Annotated in this window: 13 protein-coding genes; 6 read left to right on the forward strand and 7 right to left on the reverse strand. The window is 74.4% G+C overall.

Going from position 1 to position 15779, the window contains the following annotated elements; translation table 11 throughout:
- Positions 1-27: 27 nt before the first annotated feature.
- Positions 28-267, reverse strand: coding sequence for a hypothetical protein (locus KPF47_RS24345; protein ID WP_224391123.1), 240 nt, complete (start codon positions 265-267; stop codon positions 28-30).
- 40 nt (positions 268-307) lie between these two features.
- Positions 308-1060, reverse strand: a complete 753-nt coding sequence (locus KPF47_RS24350) for a sulfite exporter TauE/SafE family protein (RefSeq protein ID WP_224391124.1) — start codon at positions 1058-1060, stop codon at positions 308-310.
- Between the two features lie 107 nt (positions 1061-1167).
- Between KPF47_RS24350 and KPF47_RS24355 the strand changes: the two genes are divergently transcribed.
- On the forward strand, positions 1168-1821 hold the full coding sequence (locus KPF47_RS24355) for a TetR/AcrR family transcriptional regulator (protein ID WP_224391125.1): 654 nt from the start codon (positions 1168-1170) through the stop codon (positions 1819-1821).
- 6 nt (positions 1822-1827) lie between these two features.
- On the opposite strand, the gene KPF47_RS24360 is transcribed toward KPF47_RS24355, so the two are convergent.
- Positions 1828-3378, reverse strand: coding sequence for an ATP-binding cassette domain-containing protein (locus tag KPF47_RS24360; RefSeq protein ID WP_224391126.1), 1551 nt, complete (start codon positions 3376-3378; stop codon positions 1828-1830).
- 315 nt (positions 3379-3693) lie between these two features.
- Here KPF47_RS24360 and KPF47_RS24365 point away from each other — a divergent pair, with 315 nt between their 5' ends.
- A complete protein-coding gene (locus KPF47_RS24365) occupies positions 3694-4092 on the forward strand; it encodes a VOC family protein (protein ID WP_224391127.1) in 399 nt (132 codons plus the stop codon).
- Between the two features lie 47 nt (positions 4093-4139).
- Here KPF47_RS24365 and KPF47_RS24370 read toward each other — a convergent pair whose 3' ends face one another.
- Complete coding sequence (locus KPF47_RS24370) at positions 4140-5711, reverse strand: HNH endonuclease signature motif containing protein (protein WP_224391128.1); 1572 nt, start codon at positions 5709-5711, stop codon at positions 4140-4142.
- 705 nt (positions 5712-6416) lie between these two features.
- On the opposite strand from KPF47_RS24370, the gene KPF47_RS24375 reads away from it, so the two are divergent.
- Positions 6417-6941, forward strand: a complete 525-nt coding sequence (locus KPF47_RS24375) for a hypothetical protein (RefSeq protein ID WP_224391129.1) — start codon at positions 6417-6419, stop codon at positions 6939-6941.
- A 174-nt stretch (positions 6942-7115) separates the two neighbouring features.
- Here the strand turns inward: KPF47_RS24375 and KPF47_RS24380 are convergent, their stop codons facing one another.
- Positions 7116-8012: an EamA family transporter gene (locus KPF47_RS24380; RefSeq protein ID WP_224391130.1), complete on the reverse strand. Its 897-nt coding sequence runs from the start codon at positions 8010-8012 to the stop codon at positions 7116-7118.
- A gap of 72 nt (positions 8013-8084) precedes the next feature.
- Here KPF47_RS24380 and KPF47_RS24385 point away from each other — a divergent pair, with 72 nt between their 5' ends.
- Positions 8085-8993 (forward strand): LysR family transcriptional regulator, encoded by a 909-nt coding sequence (locus tag KPF47_RS24385; RefSeq protein ID WP_224391131.1) that lies wholly within the window; start codon positions 8085-8087, stop codon positions 8991-8993.
- Here KPF47_RS24385 and KPF47_RS40420 read toward each other — a convergent pair.
- Positions 8977-10344: an NlpC/P60 family protein gene (locus KPF47_RS40420; protein ID WP_224391132.1), complete on the reverse strand. Its 1368-nt coding sequence runs from the start codon at positions 10342-10344 to the stop codon at positions 8977-8979. The genes KPF47_RS24385 and KPF47_RS40420 overlap by 17 nt on opposite strands.
- 328 nt (positions 10345-10672) lie before the next feature.
- Between KPF47_RS40420 and KPF47_RS24395 the strand changes: the two genes are divergently transcribed.
- On the forward strand, positions 10673-13480 hold the full coding sequence (locus KPF47_RS24395; protein WP_224391133.1) for an aconitate hydratase: 2808 nt from the start codon (positions 10673-10675) through the stop codon (positions 13478-13480).
- Positions 13481-13614: 134 nt separating this feature from the next.
- On the opposite strand, the gene KPF47_RS24400 is transcribed toward KPF47_RS24395, so the two are convergent.
- The gene (locus KPF47_RS24400) at positions 13615-14364 is read right to left on the reverse strand and encodes an IclR family transcriptional regulator (protein WP_224391134.1); all 750 of its coding nucleotides are present in this window, start codon (positions 14362-14364) and stop codon (positions 13615-13617) included.
- A 117-nt stretch (positions 14365-14481) separates the two neighbouring features.
- Between KPF47_RS24400 and KPF47_RS24405 the strand changes: the two genes are divergently transcribed.
- Complete coding sequence (locus KPF47_RS24405) at positions 14482-15765, forward strand: SLC13 family permease (protein ID WP_224391135.1); 1284 nt, start codon at positions 14482-14484, stop codon at positions 15763-15765.
- Positions 15766-15779 lie beyond the last annotated feature (14 nt).

Below are 15779 nucleotides of genomic sequence, written 5' to 3' on the forward strand. Positions count from 1 at the left end.
GGACGCCGGGGACCCGCGTCCGCGTGCTCACCGGTCACCGCCGGACGGGGGAGGGTCCTGGGCGGTGAACCGCAGCGTCATCGCCAGGTAGTCCCGCAGCGACACCGTCCGCGGTGCCCTCCGGTGCCGGGCCCAGACGGCGTTGGCGCGCGCCGGGGTGAGCGCACGGGTGTGGACGACGACGGCCCGCGCCTCGTCCGCGCCGATCTCCCGGCCCGCCAGCGCGGCGAGCGCGACGGCCAGCTCGGCGGCGCGCTCGTCGTCCACGGCCCCAGGAGAGCACGCACCCCCGACAGTCCGGGCCCGCTCACTCCACGAGCAGGAACACGATCGCCGCGACGCCGATCACCACGATGACCGTGCGCAGCACGGTGGGCGGGAGCCGACGGCCCACCCTCGCCCCGAGCAGGCCGCCGACGACCGAGCTGGCCGCGATGATCCCGACAACCGTCCAGTCGACCGGCGCGACGACGGTGTAGATCGCACCGGCCACGATGTTCACGACCGAGGCGAGGGTGTTCTTGAAGGCGTTGAGCCGCTGCAGCGGGTCGGCGACGAGCAGCCCCATCACCCCGACCAGCATGATCCCCTGGGCCGCGGTGAAGTAGCCTCCGTAGACCCCCACCAGGAAGACCAGAAGGTAGAGCACCGGGGACCCGCTGCGGTCGGGGCGGGGCCGTTCGCGCAGCCGCCGGGCCAGCAGCGGCTGCACCGCGACCAGCAGCACCGACGTGCCGACCAGGATCGGCACGATCGTCTCGAACGCGTCCGGCGGCAGCGACAGCAGCAGTCCCGCACCGACGACGGCCCCCAGGAACGACGCGACGCCGTACTTCGCGAGCCTGCGGCCGTGCCCGGACCACTCCTTCCGGTAGCCGACGGCGCCGGTGACCGAGCCGGTGATCAGGCCGATGGCGTTCGACGTCGTCGCGGTGACCGGCGGGAAGCCCAGCGCGACCAGCACCGGGAAGGTCACCAGCGTGCCGGAGCCGACGACGGTGTTGATCAGCCCCGCCCACAGCCCGGCCAGCGCGATGACCCCGACCTCCCACGGTTCCATCCGGCCACCCTACGAACCGCTGTGCGGCGTCCGTCGCGTGCGGCGACGCGTAGGGCTTACGCGTCGTGCGTAGGGCGCTCTCCGCAGCGCGTGGCATGATCGACACCGTGACCGCCGTCGACGACCCCCGCTGGGCCGCACCGCCGTCGCCGGCGCGCCGCACCCTGGACCGCGGCACGATCGTGGCGGTGGCGATGCGGCTGGCCGACGCCGACGGACTGGGTGCGCTGTCGATGCCGCGGCTGGCGCGCGAGCTCGGGTCGGCCCCGATGTCGCTGTACCGCCACGTCCCCGGCAAGGACGCGCTGCTGGACCTGGTGGTCGACGCCGCACTGGGCGAGCCGCCGGACCTCACCGGCTGCGGGCTCCGGCTGGGCTGCGAGATCTGGGCGGTCGCCCTGCGTGACGTACTGGCCGCGCACCCCTGGGCGGTCGGGCTGCTCGCGGGGCCCCGCGCGACCGGACCGGCCGAGTGTGCGTGGGCCGAGGCGCTGCTGGCGCACGTCGTCGGGGACGGGCACCCGCTGTCCGCGGCCGTGGAGGTGCTGCACCTGGTGCACGGCTACGTCCGTGGGTCGGCGGCACTGGCCGGGGACCGGCTGCCCACCCTCGACGACGTCCACCGCTCCGGCCGGGCCGACCGGCTGCCGGTGCTGTCCCGGCTGCTCGGGGGCGCGGTGGCGCGCGGACCCGGCGGCGGCGAGCCACTGTTCGAGGTCGGGCTGCGCCACACCCTCGACGCGGTCGAGGGCGGGCTCTGACCCCGTTCAGCCGGCGGGGCCGAGCGTGAGCCGCGGCCAGTCGGCGAGATCGCGCAGGAGCTGCCGGTCGTGGGTGGCGACGACGACGGCCGCCGGGGTCCGCCGCACGACCTCGGTCAGCTCGTCCACCAGGCGCGCCGACAGGTGGTTGGTCGGCTCGTCGAGCAGCAGCGTCGTCGGGCCCGCCGCGAGGGCGACGGCGAGGTCGAGCCGACGGCGCTGCCCCTGCGACAGCTGCCCCACCGGCGTCCGCAGCGCCGTCGCGTCGAGCAGGCCGTGCGTACCGCCCCGGCCGCCCTCCTCCAGCGCGGCGCGGGCGGGGCGTCGCGGATCGGGCACCGTGGTCTCCTGGCCCAGCCGGACGACCCGGGCGCCGTTCGCGGCGCGCACCGAGCCGGAGTCGGCCGCGAGCGCCCCGGCCAGCACCGCGAGCAGGGTCGACTTCCCGGCCCCGTTCGGGCCCGTCACGAGCAACCGGTCACCCGCGTCGAGGACCACGTCCACCGGGCCGGTCAGCCGCCCCCGCACACCGAGCCCGTGCGCGCGCAGCTGGGGCGCACCCGGTCGCACGTCGAGGTCGGGGCGGCGCAGCGACGACGGCGGCACCGGCACGTCGACGCGGTGTGCGTCGAGCTCGGCCCGCCGGCGGTGCAGGGCCTGCACCACGCCCGGGGCCCGGGACTGGCGGGCGTGCTTGCCGGTCCCCTTGTCCGGGCGCCAGCCGGTCGACAGCCGGTCCCTGGCGGAGGCGACGGCGTCGGCGAGGCGTCGGTGCTCGGCCTGCTGCTCGGCGTACTCGGCCTCCCAGGACGCACGGGCACGGTCGCGGGCGGCCACCCAGCCCTCGTAACCGCCCGCGGTGAGCCGGGGTCTGCCGTCGCGGGCGGGGTCGAGGTCGTAGAACTCCTCGGCGACGTCGCGCAGCAGGGCCCGGTCGTGGCTGACGACCGCGAGCCCGCCCGGGTGCGCCCGCAGGGCGCGGGTCAGGAAGCCGAGCCCGCCGGCATCGAGGTGGTTGGTGGGCTCGTCGAGGAGCAGGAGGTCGTGGCGGACTCCGAGCAGGCACGCCAACCGCACCCGGTGGCGCTGTCCCACCGACAGCGTCGCCAGTGGGCGGTCACGGTCGGTGCAGGCGCCGAGCGCCTCCAGGGCGACGTCGACACGGCGTTCGGCGTCCCAGGCGTCCAGCCGGGTCGCGGCGTCCAGGGCGGCGGCGAACCGGTCGTCGGCGCCGGGCTCGCCGTCGGTGAGCGACGCGGTCGCGGCGTCGAGCTCGCGCAGCGCCGTCCGTGGCGCGGCGAGCGAGTCCGCGGTGAGGGTGCCGACGGTCTCGCCGGCACCGGCGGGCACCTCCTGGCGGGCCAGCGCGACGGTGCCGGTGCGGTGCACGACGCCGGAGTCCGGTGCGAGCACTCCTGCGAGCACGTGCAGCAGCGTGGACTTGCCGCGTCCGTTCTCGCCGACCACGGCGAGCCGCGAACGGGCGGAGACGGTGAGGGTCACCCCGGTGAGGACGCGGTGCGCCCCGCGGGTGACCGTGACGTCCTCGGCACGCACATGGGCGGCACCGCCGGCACCGCCGGCGTCGGGGCGGACGGGAGGGACGAGGGTTCGGGGGTGGTGTGCACGAGAGGCTCCGCGGCATCCGAAATCGGAGCCGAGCAGCACGGGGATGCGCCGCCCGGCGGGGACCGGGACGGCGGACGCGGGTACGACCTCGCGGGACGGGAGGAGGTGAGCGGCGCCGCCGTCAGCGGGCGGTGCGGACCTTCTGCGACCAGATGCCTCGTGCCATGGTTCCAGCCTACCCACGCACAGGGGTGCGCGTCGTCCGGTTTCGGACACGCCGCATCCGCGCCCCCAGGAGGACCGATGCCCGCCCGTGCTCTGCCGTTCCTGACGTTCCAGCCGCCGCGCGGCCCGAGCGCGAGCGAGGCGATGGAGTTCTGGACGTCCCTGTTCGACGACGGCGAGATCGTCTCGGTCACCCACCGCCCCGACGACCCGACCGCGGTGGTGCTCGCCGAGTTCGTCGTCGCCGGGCAGCGCCTGCGGTGCAGCGACAGCCCGCCGGTGCACCAGTGGGACTTCTCCCCCGCCGTGTCCCTGTGGGTGGACTGCGGGTCCGGCACGGAGCAGGAGCGCCTGCTGGCGGCCCTCGCCACCGGTGGGCGGGAGTTCATGCCGCTCGACGACTACGGCTTCGGGCCCTTCGCCTGGGTCGAGGACCGCTTCGGGGTGTCCTGGCAGCTCGCCGCCCCGTCGGCCTGAGCAGCGCTCGGACTCCACGACCCCACCCTGCCCGTTCGGCACAGTGATCAGAAGGGCGCGACGGCCTCGTCCTCGTGGTCGGCCACGTGGGGCAGCGGATCGGTGAGGACCAGGTGGTCGAACGGCTGCGTCGTCGCCCGACGGCCGCACGGTGCGATCCAGGTCAGCGAGCCGTCGCTGCCGGCGAGCACCTGCCAGCCCGGCGCGTCCTTCAACGCGTGGTCGGCCCGGCACAGCCCGAACAGGTTGTCCGCGCTGGTCGGCCCGTCCCCCGCCGCCCAGGGCCGGTGGTGGTCGAGGTCGCGGACCCGCCGGCTGCACGCGGGCCCGCGACAGGTGCCGTCCCGTGTCCGGACGTGGTCGGCCATCGCGACCGGCGGGCGGTAGCGGGTCCGCCCCACGTCGAGCAGTGTGCCCGACAGCGGGTCGGTCACCAGCCGCTGCCACACGCCGCCGGCGGCGAGGGCCCGGGCGAGGTCGGCGGGGATCGGGCCGTGCCCGACCAGCTCGGCCGGTGCCGCACCACCCATCAGCGTGCTGAGCGGGACGACGACCTGGATCAGCGGACGGCGCCCCACCGCCTCCTCCGGGTCCGGCTTCGCGACGAGCACCTGCGCGACCGAGGCGAGCAGGCGGTCCTCGTCGGTACCCGCCCCGTCCGCACCGAGGGCGCCCCGGACGGCGCCGACGTCGGTGAGCGTCAGCGTGCCCTGCAGCAGCTGGTGGGCCAGGTCGACGCGCTTCTGGTCCAGGGTGCGGTCGTCGCACGGGTCGTCGAGGGAGCGCGCGAGCCGGTCGACGCACTGCCACGACGCCTCCACCTGGGCGGCGGTGCCGCCCAGCCACAGGGAGCCCATGCCGTCGTCGCCCGAGGAGACCGACATCCGCCGGTCCGACCGGGCCCGCTCGTGGCGCTCCCGGGCGCCGTCCGGGTCGATCCGGGCGATGTGACGGCGCAGCCGGTCCCGCAGCAGCCGGCGGTGTGCCCCCGGAGCGCCCGGGAGGACCGCGGCCTGCACCCGCCGGGCGCGCTCGTCGTCGAGCACGAGGGTCGACGACGCGATCGCCTCGGCCGTCCCCTGGTCGATCCGCCCCGACTCCCACTCGGCCAGGGTCTCCGGCAGCACCCGGGCGAACCGCTGTGCCTGCCCGATCAGCGACCGGGCGTGGTCGCGCGGGACCCGCAGCACGATCGCGACCTGATCCGGCAGCCACCGGGAGACGGGTTGCACCGCGCGCGAGTCCGCGCCCGGCGCTGGCGCGGCGCTCCCGGCCGGGTGGCGCTCCGCGATCTCGGCGACCGACCGCATCCGCAGGGCACTCGCGCGGCGCACCCAGTGCTCGGCACCCTCGAGGACGTCGAGCAGCTGCAGGTCGGTGATCCGGTCGGGCCGGATCCCGGCGACCAGACACCGCAGCGCCTCCCATGCCACGTCGTCGATCCCGCCGGACGGGTCGGGCGGAGGCTCGGGGCCGCACATCTGGCCGCACAGATCGAGTGCGAGACCGTGCGGGCACCGGGTCGCCTCCTCCACCTCGTCGCGGCGGCGCCGGTGCTCGAGCCAGGCCGGGTCGTCACCGGGGTCGACATCACCGACAGCGCTGTCCTGACGGTTCAACACGAACCCTTGCTCGATCATACGTTCGATAATAGCCTTCCGAACTGGTCTTTCCCAGGTCGTTCGGCGCTCCCGTCCGGCCGTCCGACGCATCCGAGCGCCGGGGCGATCGCCGGCCCGCCTCCGACCGCGGATCGACGACTCCGGGGCCGCGAACGCGGTCACCGCCACCGGCATCACCAGGGCAGACCGAACTCGTGAGCGGGCGCGACCGGAACACCTCACGTCGCCCTGGGATCGCGCCGGACCCGCTTCCGGCGCTCGCGGATACTCGCCCGCCAGCGCGACATGGCGCGGAGCGGTGCAAGACGGCGCGGAGCGGTGCAAGACGGCGCGGAGCGGTGCGACACGGCGCGGAGCGGTGCGACACGGCGCGGAGCGGTGCGACACGGCGCGGAGCGGTGCGACACGGCGGCGACCGCGGTCGCCGCGTGGTCGCCCCCTTCCCTGCGACCTCGCTCCACGCCGGCCCGCGACGTGGACGCCCCGGTGGCGCGAGCCCCATCACGCTCGGCCTCACACCCCGCCGCCCGAGCCCATCACGCCGCGGCCGCGACCCCGTCCCGCCACCCGCTCCGTCGTCGAGACCTACCGCCCCGTGGTCAGCCGGGTCCACACCCGGGAGGTCGCCGCGATCGCCCCGGGACCCGACCACTCGGCTGGACGGCGGAGGCGCGCGGCCCCCGGGGGCGCGAGGATGGCCACGTGCCCCGTCTCACGGTCCCGCTGCTCGTCGCCCTGGCACTCCTCGCCGCGACGAGCGTGCCGGGTGGGCCGGGCGAGACGACGATCCCGACCTCCGGTGCCTCGTGCATCTCCGAGCCACTCCGCTCGGAGCACGCCGTCACCGGCACCGTGAGCTCGACCTCCACCGACGGCCGCATCGCACAGGTCCGCACCGACGACGGCCGCGAGGTCCAGGTCGTCGGCTCCTCGTCCCCACAGCCGAACGCCGCGACCACGGTCGACCGGTCGTTCACGAACGGTGCCCACTACGAGTTCCCTCCGCTCGGCTCCACGAGCCCGTACGAGGACGACATAGGCACCGCCACCCACGAGGTCGCGGCCCTCCCCGGGACACCTCCCGAGCCCCCGGCGACCACGGTCCCGGCGGGCGCGTTCGTGACCGCCCTCGTCGCGCTCGGGATCGTCGCCCTGGCCGGGACCGCGGCGGCGTTCCTCGCCCCGAGCCGCCGGCGCCGCAACCACCGACGGCGCCGGCGTGCCTGACTCCCACCCCGGAGAACAGGTCCCAGCGGTCTCCGGCGACGTCGCGGAACACCGCTACCGTGCCGGAGGACTCGACCCGCGGCGGGTCCTCGACCAGCTCGCAGCCGAGCACGTCGACGAAGGACGTGACCGCGGCGTCGTGGTTCTCGACCACGATCGTCGTGTGGCGCAGCCTCACACCGTCACCTCCACCCGACGCCGCGCCGGCGCCGAGGCCACCAGCACCCCGCCGACCACCACCGCCCCGGCGACCAGCTCGGTCACCGACGGCCGCTCCCCCAGCAGCACCGTCGCCAGGCTCATCCCGACCACCGGCACGAGCAGCGAGTGCGGCGCCACGAGCCCGGCCGGGTAGCGGCGCAGCAGACCGGTCCAGATCCCGGCGGCGAGCACCGTCGCGACCAGCGACAGATACACGAGCGCGAGCAGCCCGGCGACCCCGTCGGGGGTCACCGTGGTGACGACGTCACCCCAGGCGCCCGGCCCCTCCACCACCGCCGAGGCGGCCAGCAGCGGCACCGGCGGGACGACGGTCATCCACAGCGTCAGGTGCAGCGGGTTCACCGCGTCACCGTCGCGCTGGGCCAGCCGGCTGCACAGGTTCCCGGCCGCCCAGCCGAGCGCGCCCAGCAGCGTCAGCACGACCGGCAGGAGCGCCGCGGACTGCGCGCGGACGACCGCGATGCACCCCAGCCCGACGACGGCGACGCCGATGCCGGCCCACTGCCGCGGCGTCACCCGCTCGCGCAGCAGCAGCGCCCCCAGCACCAGCGTGAACGGCCCCGAGGCCTGCAGCACCAGCGACGCGAGGCCGGTCGGCATCCCGGCGTACATCCCCAGGAACAGGAAGAGGAACTGCACGGTGCCGAACCCGAGCCCGTAGCCGACGAGCCAGCGCAGCGGCACCCGTGGCCGCGGCACGAGCAGCACCGTCGGGACCGCGAGCACGAGCATCCGCAGCCCGGCCAGGAACAGCGGCCGGAAGTGCTCGAGCCCGACGTGGATGGCGATGAAGTTGGCGCCCCACAACACGGCGACGACGACGGCGAGCAGACGGTCCCTGGCGGTCACGGCGCCCACGCTGCCGCGCGGTGACCGTGCAGACCAGCGACAACAACTGAAGTGATGTTGTAGCTTTGCTACATGGATGTACGGCGGCTCCGGATCCTGCGCGAGCTCGCCGACCGCGGCTCGGTCACCGCCGTCGCCGCGGCGCTGAACTTCACCCCGTCCGCGGTCTCCCAGCAGCTCAAGGCGCTCTCCCGGGAGGCGGGCCTGGAACTGACCGCGCCGGACGGGCGCGGGCTGCGGCTCACCGCGGCCGGGCGGGCCGTCGTCGACGGGGCACAGGAGGTGCTCGACGCGCTGGGCCGGCTGGAACAGACCACCGCGGGCCTGCGGGAGCAGCCGCTGGGCACGGTGCGCGTGGTGTTCTTCCCGTCGGCGGCCCGGCTGCTGATGCCCGGGCTGCTGCGCCGGGCGTCCGCCCACCCCGGGCTGGCGCTGTCGTGCCGCGACCTCGACCTGCGCCCCGAGGAGGTACCGGCCGCCGCGGCCGACGCCGACATCGTCGTCACCCACCACGACGAACGGCTCGACCCGCTGCGCACGGGCCGGCTCACCGTGCACCCGCTCCTGCGCGAGCCCCTCGACGTCGCCCTGCCCCCGGACCACCCGCTGGCCCACCGCGCCGAGGTGCACCTGTCCGATCTCGTCGACGCCGACTGGATCTCGGTCGCCGTCGGCTGGCCGGTCGACGACGTGCTCACCTCGCTCGCGCTGGTGACCGGCACCGCACCGCGGGTGGTGCAGCGGATCAACGACTTCTCGGTCACCGAGGAGCTCGTCGCGCACGGCCACGGCGTCGCGCTGCTCCCCCGGCACTCCACCGACCACCGCGGCGGCGCCCGGCTCGCGCTGCGCCCGCTCGCCGGGGTGCGGGCCGCCCGCCTGGTGCGGGCCGTGACCCGCGGCGCGGTGACCCGGCCCGCGGTGCGACTGGTCCTCGACGAGCTGACCGCGGAGGCGGCGGCCGTCAGAGCATCCGGGTGACCTTGTTCAGGCCGCCGTAGCGGACCGGGGTGACCCGCACGCTCGCACCGGAGTAGGGGGCCTCGAGCATCTTCCCGTCGCCCAGGTAGATGGCGATGTGGTGGGTGCGGCCGCCGTCGGCCCAGGACAGCATGTCCCCGCGCCGCATGTCCGAGATCGGCACCAGCCGACCGGCGTTCGCCTGGTTCCCGCTGTAGCGGGGCAGGCTGATACCGACCCCGGCGAAGGCGAACTGCATCAGCCCGGAGCAGTCGAAGCCGACCTTGCGGAAGTCGCCGTGGGCGTCGGCGACGCCGCCGTCGCGGATCCCGCGGGTCGGTCCGCGGGAGTTGCCGCCGCCCCAGGCGTAGATGGTGCCGAGCTGGGCCATCGCCCGGTCGATCACGGTCTCGATCGCCGCCGACCCGGTGCGCCGCGGCGCGGGCCCCTCCGACGGCCCGGCCTCCTGTGCGACCCGCGACGCGGCCTCCTCCCGGGCCCGCCGGTCGGCCTCGGCCTGCAACCGGGCCTGCTCGGCCCGCCACGCCTCGTAACGCTGGCGCTGGGCCCGCAGCCCGGCGTCGGCGTTCTCCGCGGCGTCGAGGCGGGACTGCACGTCGGCGCGTTCGGTGTGCACGGCGTCGAGCCGCACCTGCTGGGCGTCGGCCGCCGCGACGGCCTCGTCCACGGCGGAGTCGGCCGCCGCGGACGCCTGCTCGGCGTCGGCACGGCGCCGGTCGGCCTCCTCCTGCGCCGCGCGGGCCAGGGAGTCGGCGTTGGCCTGGGCCACCCGGGCCTGCTGGAGCTGCTCCAGGACGGCGGCCTGGTCCTCGCTCAGCGCGTCGGTGAGCCGGGCCCGGTCCATCAGGTCCTGCGGGTCGGTCGCCCGCGACAGCAGCCCGAGCGGGCCGAGGTCCAGGCCGTGGGTGTAGACGTCGCCCACGAAGGCGTCGATCCGGGTGCGGGCGTCGTCGACGGCGCGGCCGGCGGCCTCGGTCGCGGCGCGGGCGTCGGCGGCCCTGGCCGCGGCGGCCTCGGCCTCCCGACCCGCGGCGTCGGCGGTGTCGCGGGCGGCGAGAGCCTCCTCGTTGCGCCCCGCGACCTCCATCTGCAGCTGCTCGGCCTGCGCGTCGAGCTCGGCGAGGCGGGCGGTGAGCCTGCCGACCTCGGCCGCCCGGTCCTGCACCGACTGGCGACTGCGCTCCAGCTCGTCGTCGCCGGGGTTGGGTGGCGGCGGGGGCGGCGGCTGGGCCGGGAGCACCGCGGCGGCGGGCACGACGGCGGTCGCGGCCACGCCCACCCCGGGCGAGGCCAGCGCGACCGCGACGAGCACGGCCACCACGACGAGGGTCGCCGACGGCTGGCGCGTCACGGGGGGTCCTTCCGGGGAGCGGGCGGGATCGACGGGGATCGACGGGGAACAGTGCCACTCGTGTCACCCGAACCCCGTGCGACACACCGGACCCGTCCACCGCACGGGGGACCCCCTCGGTCCTGCGGCGCCGCGAGCCCGGCCACACCCGGCTCGCCAGGCTTATAGGACAGGCGTACTATTTGCAGCACGAGGGGTCGCGCTGCTGCCGACACGGTGGTGCGCGAGACTCCGGCACGACGCAGGTGAGCACCTCCTCCCCCGCGAGGCGGGGCGGGCTCACCGCACCGGACATAGCGACCGCCCACCACCACGGGAGGACCACCAAGTGGCCAGCACCGACAGCTTCGGCGCCCGAGGACAGCTCGACGTCGGGGGCACCGGTTACGAGATCTTCCGGCTCTCCGCGGTGGAGGGCTCGAAGCGCCTGCCGTTCAGCCTGAAGGTCCTGCTCGAGAACCTGCTCCGCACCGAGGACGGTGCGAACGTCACGGCGGACCACATCAACGCCCTGGCGAACTGGGACCCGCAGGCGGCCCCGGACACCGAGATCCAGTTCACCCCCGCCCGGGTGATCATGCAGGACTTCACCGGCGTCCCCTGCGTCGTCGACCTGGCGACCATGCGCGAGGCCGTGACCGAGATGGGCGGCGACCCGTCGAAGGTCAACCCGCTCGCACCCGCGGAGCTGGTCATCGACCACTCGGTCATGATCGACTTCTTCGGGACCGCCGACGCGTTCGAGCGCAACATCGAGTTCGAGTACGGCCGCAACAAGGAGCGCTACCAGTTCCTGCGCTGGGGCCAGGGCGCCTTCGACGAGTTCAAGGTCGTCCCGCCCGGCACCGGCATCGTGCACCAGGTCAACATCGAGAACCTGGCTCGGGTGGTCATGCCCCGCAACGGGCAGGCCTACCCCGACACCCTGGTCGGCACCGACTCGCACACCACGATGGTCAACGGCCTGGGCGTGCTGGGCTGGGGCGTGGGCGGCATCGAGGCCGAGGCCGCGATGCTGGGCCAGCCGGTCTCGATGCTCATCCCCCAGGTACTCGGCTTCAAGCTGACCGGGGAGATCCCGACCGGCGTGACCGCCACCGACGTGGTCCTCACCATCACCGAGATGCTGCGCCGCCAGGGCGTCGTCGGGAAGTTCGTCGAGTTCTACGGCGCCGGTGTCGGCGCGGTGCCGCTGGCCAACCGGGCCACGATCGGCAACATGAGCCCGGAGTTCGGCTCCACCGCGGCGATCTTCCCGATCGACGAGGAGACCGTTCGCTACCTGAAGCTGACCGGTCGCTCGGCCGAGCAGATCGCGCTGGTCGAGACCTACGCCAAGGAGCAGGGTCTCTGGCACGACCCGGACCACGAGCCGGTCTACTCCGAGACGATGGAGCTGGACCTCTCCACGGTCGTCCCCTCGATCGCCGGCCCGAAGCGACCGCAGGACCGCATCGAGCTGACCGACGCCAAGCCGGCGTTCCGCAAGACCGTCCACGACTACACCGACGACGACGTGGCCCCGAGCCCGCTCGCCGGGGTCGACGAGTCGTCCAACGAGTCCTTCCCGGCCAGCGACGCCCCGGCGCTCTCCTTCGCCGACTCCGACGCCGCCCCGGTCGTCATCTCCGCCGCGGACGGCGGCGAGGGCAGGCCGTCCAAGCCGGTCACCGTGCGGTCGGACTCGCGCGGCGAGTTCGTGCTCGACCACGGCGCCGTGGTGATCGCCTCGATCACCTCGTGCACCAACACCTCCAACCCGAGCGTCATGCTCGGCGCGGCGCTGCTGGCGCGCAACGCCGTCGAGAAGGGCCTCGCGGTCAAGCCGTGGGTCAAGACCTCGATGGCCCCGGGCAGCCAGGTCGTCACCGACTACTACGAGAAGGCCGGTCTCTGGCCCTACCTCGACAAGCTCGGCTACAACCTGGTCGGCTACGGCTGCACCACCTGCATCGGCAACTCCGGCCCGCTGCCGGAGGAGATCTCGGCCGCGGTCAACGACAACGACCTCACCGTCGTCTCGGTCCTGTCCGGGAACCGGAACTTCGAGGGCCGGATCAACCCCGACGTCAAGATGAACTACCTGGCCTCCCCGCCGCTGGTCATCGCCTACGCGCTGGCCGGGACGATGGACTTCGACTTCGAGGCCCAGCCCCTGGGCCAGGACTCCGAGGGCAACGACGTCTTCCTGCGCGACATCTGGCCCTCGACCGAGGACGTCAACTCCGTCGTCGACTCCTCGATCACCTCGGAGATGTTCACCAAGAGCTACTCCGACGTGTTCCGCGGCGACGACCGCTGGCGCGCGCTGCCGACCCCCGAGGGCCGGACCTTCGAGTGGGACCAGAAGTCCACCTACGTCCGCAAGCCCCCGTACTTCGAGGGCATGAAGGGCGAGCCGGACCCGGTCACCGACATCTCCGGTGCCCGCGTGCTCGCGCTGCTGGGCGACTCGGTCACCACCGACCACATCTCGCCGGCCGGTGCGATCAAGCCGGGCACCCCGGCCGCGCAGTACCTCGACGAGAACGGTGTGGAGAAGAAGGACTACAACTCCTTCGGCTCGCGTCGCGGCAACCACGAGGTGATGATCCGCGGCACGTTCGCGAACATCCGGCTGCGCAACCAGCTCCTGGACGACGTCTCGGGCGGCTACACCCGCGACTTCACCCAGGACGGCGCGCCGCAGGCGTTCATCTACGACGCCGCGCAGAACTACGCCTCGGCCGGCACCCCGCTGGTCATCCTCGGTGGCAAGGAGTACGGCTCCGGGTCCTCCCGCGACTGGGCGGCCAAGGGCACCGCGCTGCTGGGCGTGCGCGCCGTCATCGTCGAGTCCTTCGAGCGGATCCACCGCTCGAACCTGATCGGCATGGGCGTCGTCCCGCTGCAGTTCCCCGAGGGCGAGTCGGCGAAGAGCCTCGGGCTCGACGGCACCGAGACCTTCGACATCGCGGGCATCACCGCGCTGAACGACGGGAAGACCCCGAAGTCGGTGCACGTGACCGCCACGAAGTCCTCCGGGGAGACCGTCGAGTTCGACGCGACGGTCCGCATCGACACCCCCGGTGAGGCGGACTACTACCGCAACGGCGGCATCCTGCAGTACGTCCTGCGGGGCATGCTGAAGAGCTGACGCGCGCAGTACCCACCACACCGGAGCCCGTCCCCTCGATGAGGGGGCGGGCTCCGTCGTCGCTGCGGGGTCGTCGCCGCGGGGTCGTCCGTGCGGGGTCATCCGTGCAGGGTCGTCCGTGCAGGAGGGCGTTGCTAGGGCCGGGCCCCCAGGTCGCGGGAGATGCGCCGGGCGGCGTCCGCGGCGGCGCGGCCGTGGTCGTCGAAGACCTCCTCGGTCATCCGCACGGTCGGGCCGGACACCGACAGCGCCCCCACCGGGCGCCCGCCGGGGCCCCGCAGCGGGGCGCCGACGGCGGCGATGCCGTCGGACAGGCCCTCGGGATTGACCGACCACCCCCGCTCCCGGACCTCGTCGATCCGGTCGCGCAGCCGCGCGGGATCGACGACGGTGTGCCGGGTCGAGCGCTCCAGCGGCCCGGCGAGGTAGGTCTCGACCTCGTCCGGCGTGCAGGCCGCGAGGTAGGCCTGCCCGGTCGCCGAGGCGTGCAACGGGATGCGGTGGCCCAGCGGCAGGAACGCGCGCAGCCGGTGCCGGGTGTCGAGCCGTTCCAGCAGGACCAGCTCGCGCCCGTCGGGGACGGCCAGGTGCACGGTCTCCCCCGTCCCCAGCTGCAGCTCGTGCAGCACCGGGATCGCCACCTCGCGCAGGCCGCCGGCGTCGCGGGCCTGGTTGCCGACGGCGAACGCGCGGTAGCTCAGACGCCAGCGTGCGGCGTCGTCGGGGACGCACCAGCCGACCTCGGCCAGGGTGCGCAGGATCCGCAGCACCGTGGACTTCGGCAGCCCGACGACACGGGTGAGGTCGGAGAGCCCGACGGGCTGGTGCTCGCCCACCGCCTCCAGGACGTGGACCGCGGAGACGACGCTGTTCGTCGGAGCCATGCGGTGTTGACCTCCCTCGTTCGGGCGACCTAGTGTCCGCCGTCGAGCGGTCCACTCGTCGCACCACTGTGCCACCTGGTGGACCAGCACGACAAGCGCGTACCAATGGGGGTGGGCATGGCGGTGCAGGTCATCGCGTTGGTGGTGTTCGCGGCGGTCTTCGTGGTCGCCGAGCTACGGCGGGCCCACATCGGGATCGTCATGTTCGCGGCCGCCGCCGGCATGGGGCTGCTCGTCGCGGGGCTGCCGCTCGACGACATCGTCGCCGGGTTCCCCGTCGACATCCTGGTGCTGCTGGTCGGGGTCACGTTCTTCTTCGGGATCGCGAAGGCCAACGGCACCATCGGCCGGCTCGTCGACCGGGCGCTGGTGGTCGTCGGCGACCGGACCGGGGCGCTGCCGCTGACCTTCTTCGTGCTCACCGGTGTGGTGTCGGCGATGGGCTCGCCGCTGGGCGGCCTGGTCATGGCGCCGATCGGCATGACGGTGGCCCACCGGCGCGGGATCGACCCGATGCTGATGGCGCTGGCGATCGGGACCGGGCTGTCCGCGGGCGGGTTCGCGCCGACGTCGCTGTTCGGGATCGTCACCTGGGGCACGGCGTCCGCGGCGGGGATCGCGCTCGACCCGCTGACCCTGTTCGCGGTCGCGATCGTCGCGAACCTGGTGCTGCTGGCCGCGTCGTACCTGATGTTCTCCACCCGCGACCGCGTCCCGGTCACCGCCGGCAGCGGGTCCGGGCCGGTGGCGCCGGACGACGGGCAGGCCCCGGCCCGCGAGCCGATGCACGCGACGCACCGGATCACCGTCGTCGCGATGCTCGGCCTGGTCGCCGCCGTCGTCGTGCTGGCGGTGCTGGGCAGGGAACCCGACGTCGGGGTGCTGGCGTTCGCGTTCGGCGCGGTGCTCACCCTGATCGACCCGGACAGCGGCCGCGGCGCCCTGAAGGAGATCGACTGGTCCACCGTCCTGCTGGTCGGCGGCATCATCACCTACGTCGGGGTGCTGCAGGAGATCGGCTCGGTCGACCTGCTGGGCGACGTCGCGGCGAGCCTCACCGTCCCGCTGCTCGCCGCCCTGGTCATCTGTGCGGTCTGCGGGCTGGTGTCGGCGTTCGCCTCGACCACCGGCATCCTCGCCGCCCTGGTGCCGCTCGCGATCCCGTTGGTGGCACAGGGCGGTGTCCCCGGCTGGGCACTGATCTGCGCGCTCGGGGTCTGCTCGTCCATCGTGGACGTGTCACCCTTCTCGACGGTCGGTGCGACGCTGGTCGCCACGACCGTCGACGAGCAGGAACGACCCCGGATGACCGCGCTGCTGACCCGCTGGGGCCTGTCCATGGTCGTCATCGGCCCGATCGCGCTGGTGGGAGCCCTCGTGCTGCCCGCCATGGCCGTCTGACCCCCGTCACCACC

It is taken from the genome of Pseudonocardia sp. ICBG1293, assembly GCF_020131355.1.
In the GTDB taxonomy this organism is placed as follows: Bacteria; Actinomycetota; Actinomycetes; order Mycobacteriales; family Pseudonocardiaceae; genus Pseudonocardia.

What these genes read in the sequence shown, in the direction of transcription:
- KPF47_RS24365 (WP_224391127.1), top strand. Translation starts at nt 3,694, where the DNA reads ATGCCCGCCCGTGCTCTGCCGTTCCTGACGTTCCAGCCGCCGCGCGGC.
- KPF47_RS24405 (WP_224391135.1), top strand. Translation starts at nt 14,482, where the DNA reads ATGGCGGTGCAGGTCATCGCGTTGGTGGTGTTCGCGGCGGTCTTCGTG.
- KPF47_RS24385 (WP_224391131.1), top strand. Translation starts at nt 8,085, where the DNA reads ATGGATGTACGGCGGCTCCGGATCCTGCGCGAGCTCGCCGACCGCGGC.
- KPF47_RS24350 (WP_224391124.1), bottom strand. Translation starts at nt 1,060, where the DNA reads ATGGAACCGTGGGAGGTCGGGGTCATCGCGCTGGCCGGGCTGTGGGCG.
- KPF47_RS24400 (WP_224391134.1), bottom strand. Translation starts at nt 14,364, where the DNA reads ATGGCTCCGACGAACAGCGTCGTCTCCGCGGTCCACGTCCTGGAGGCG.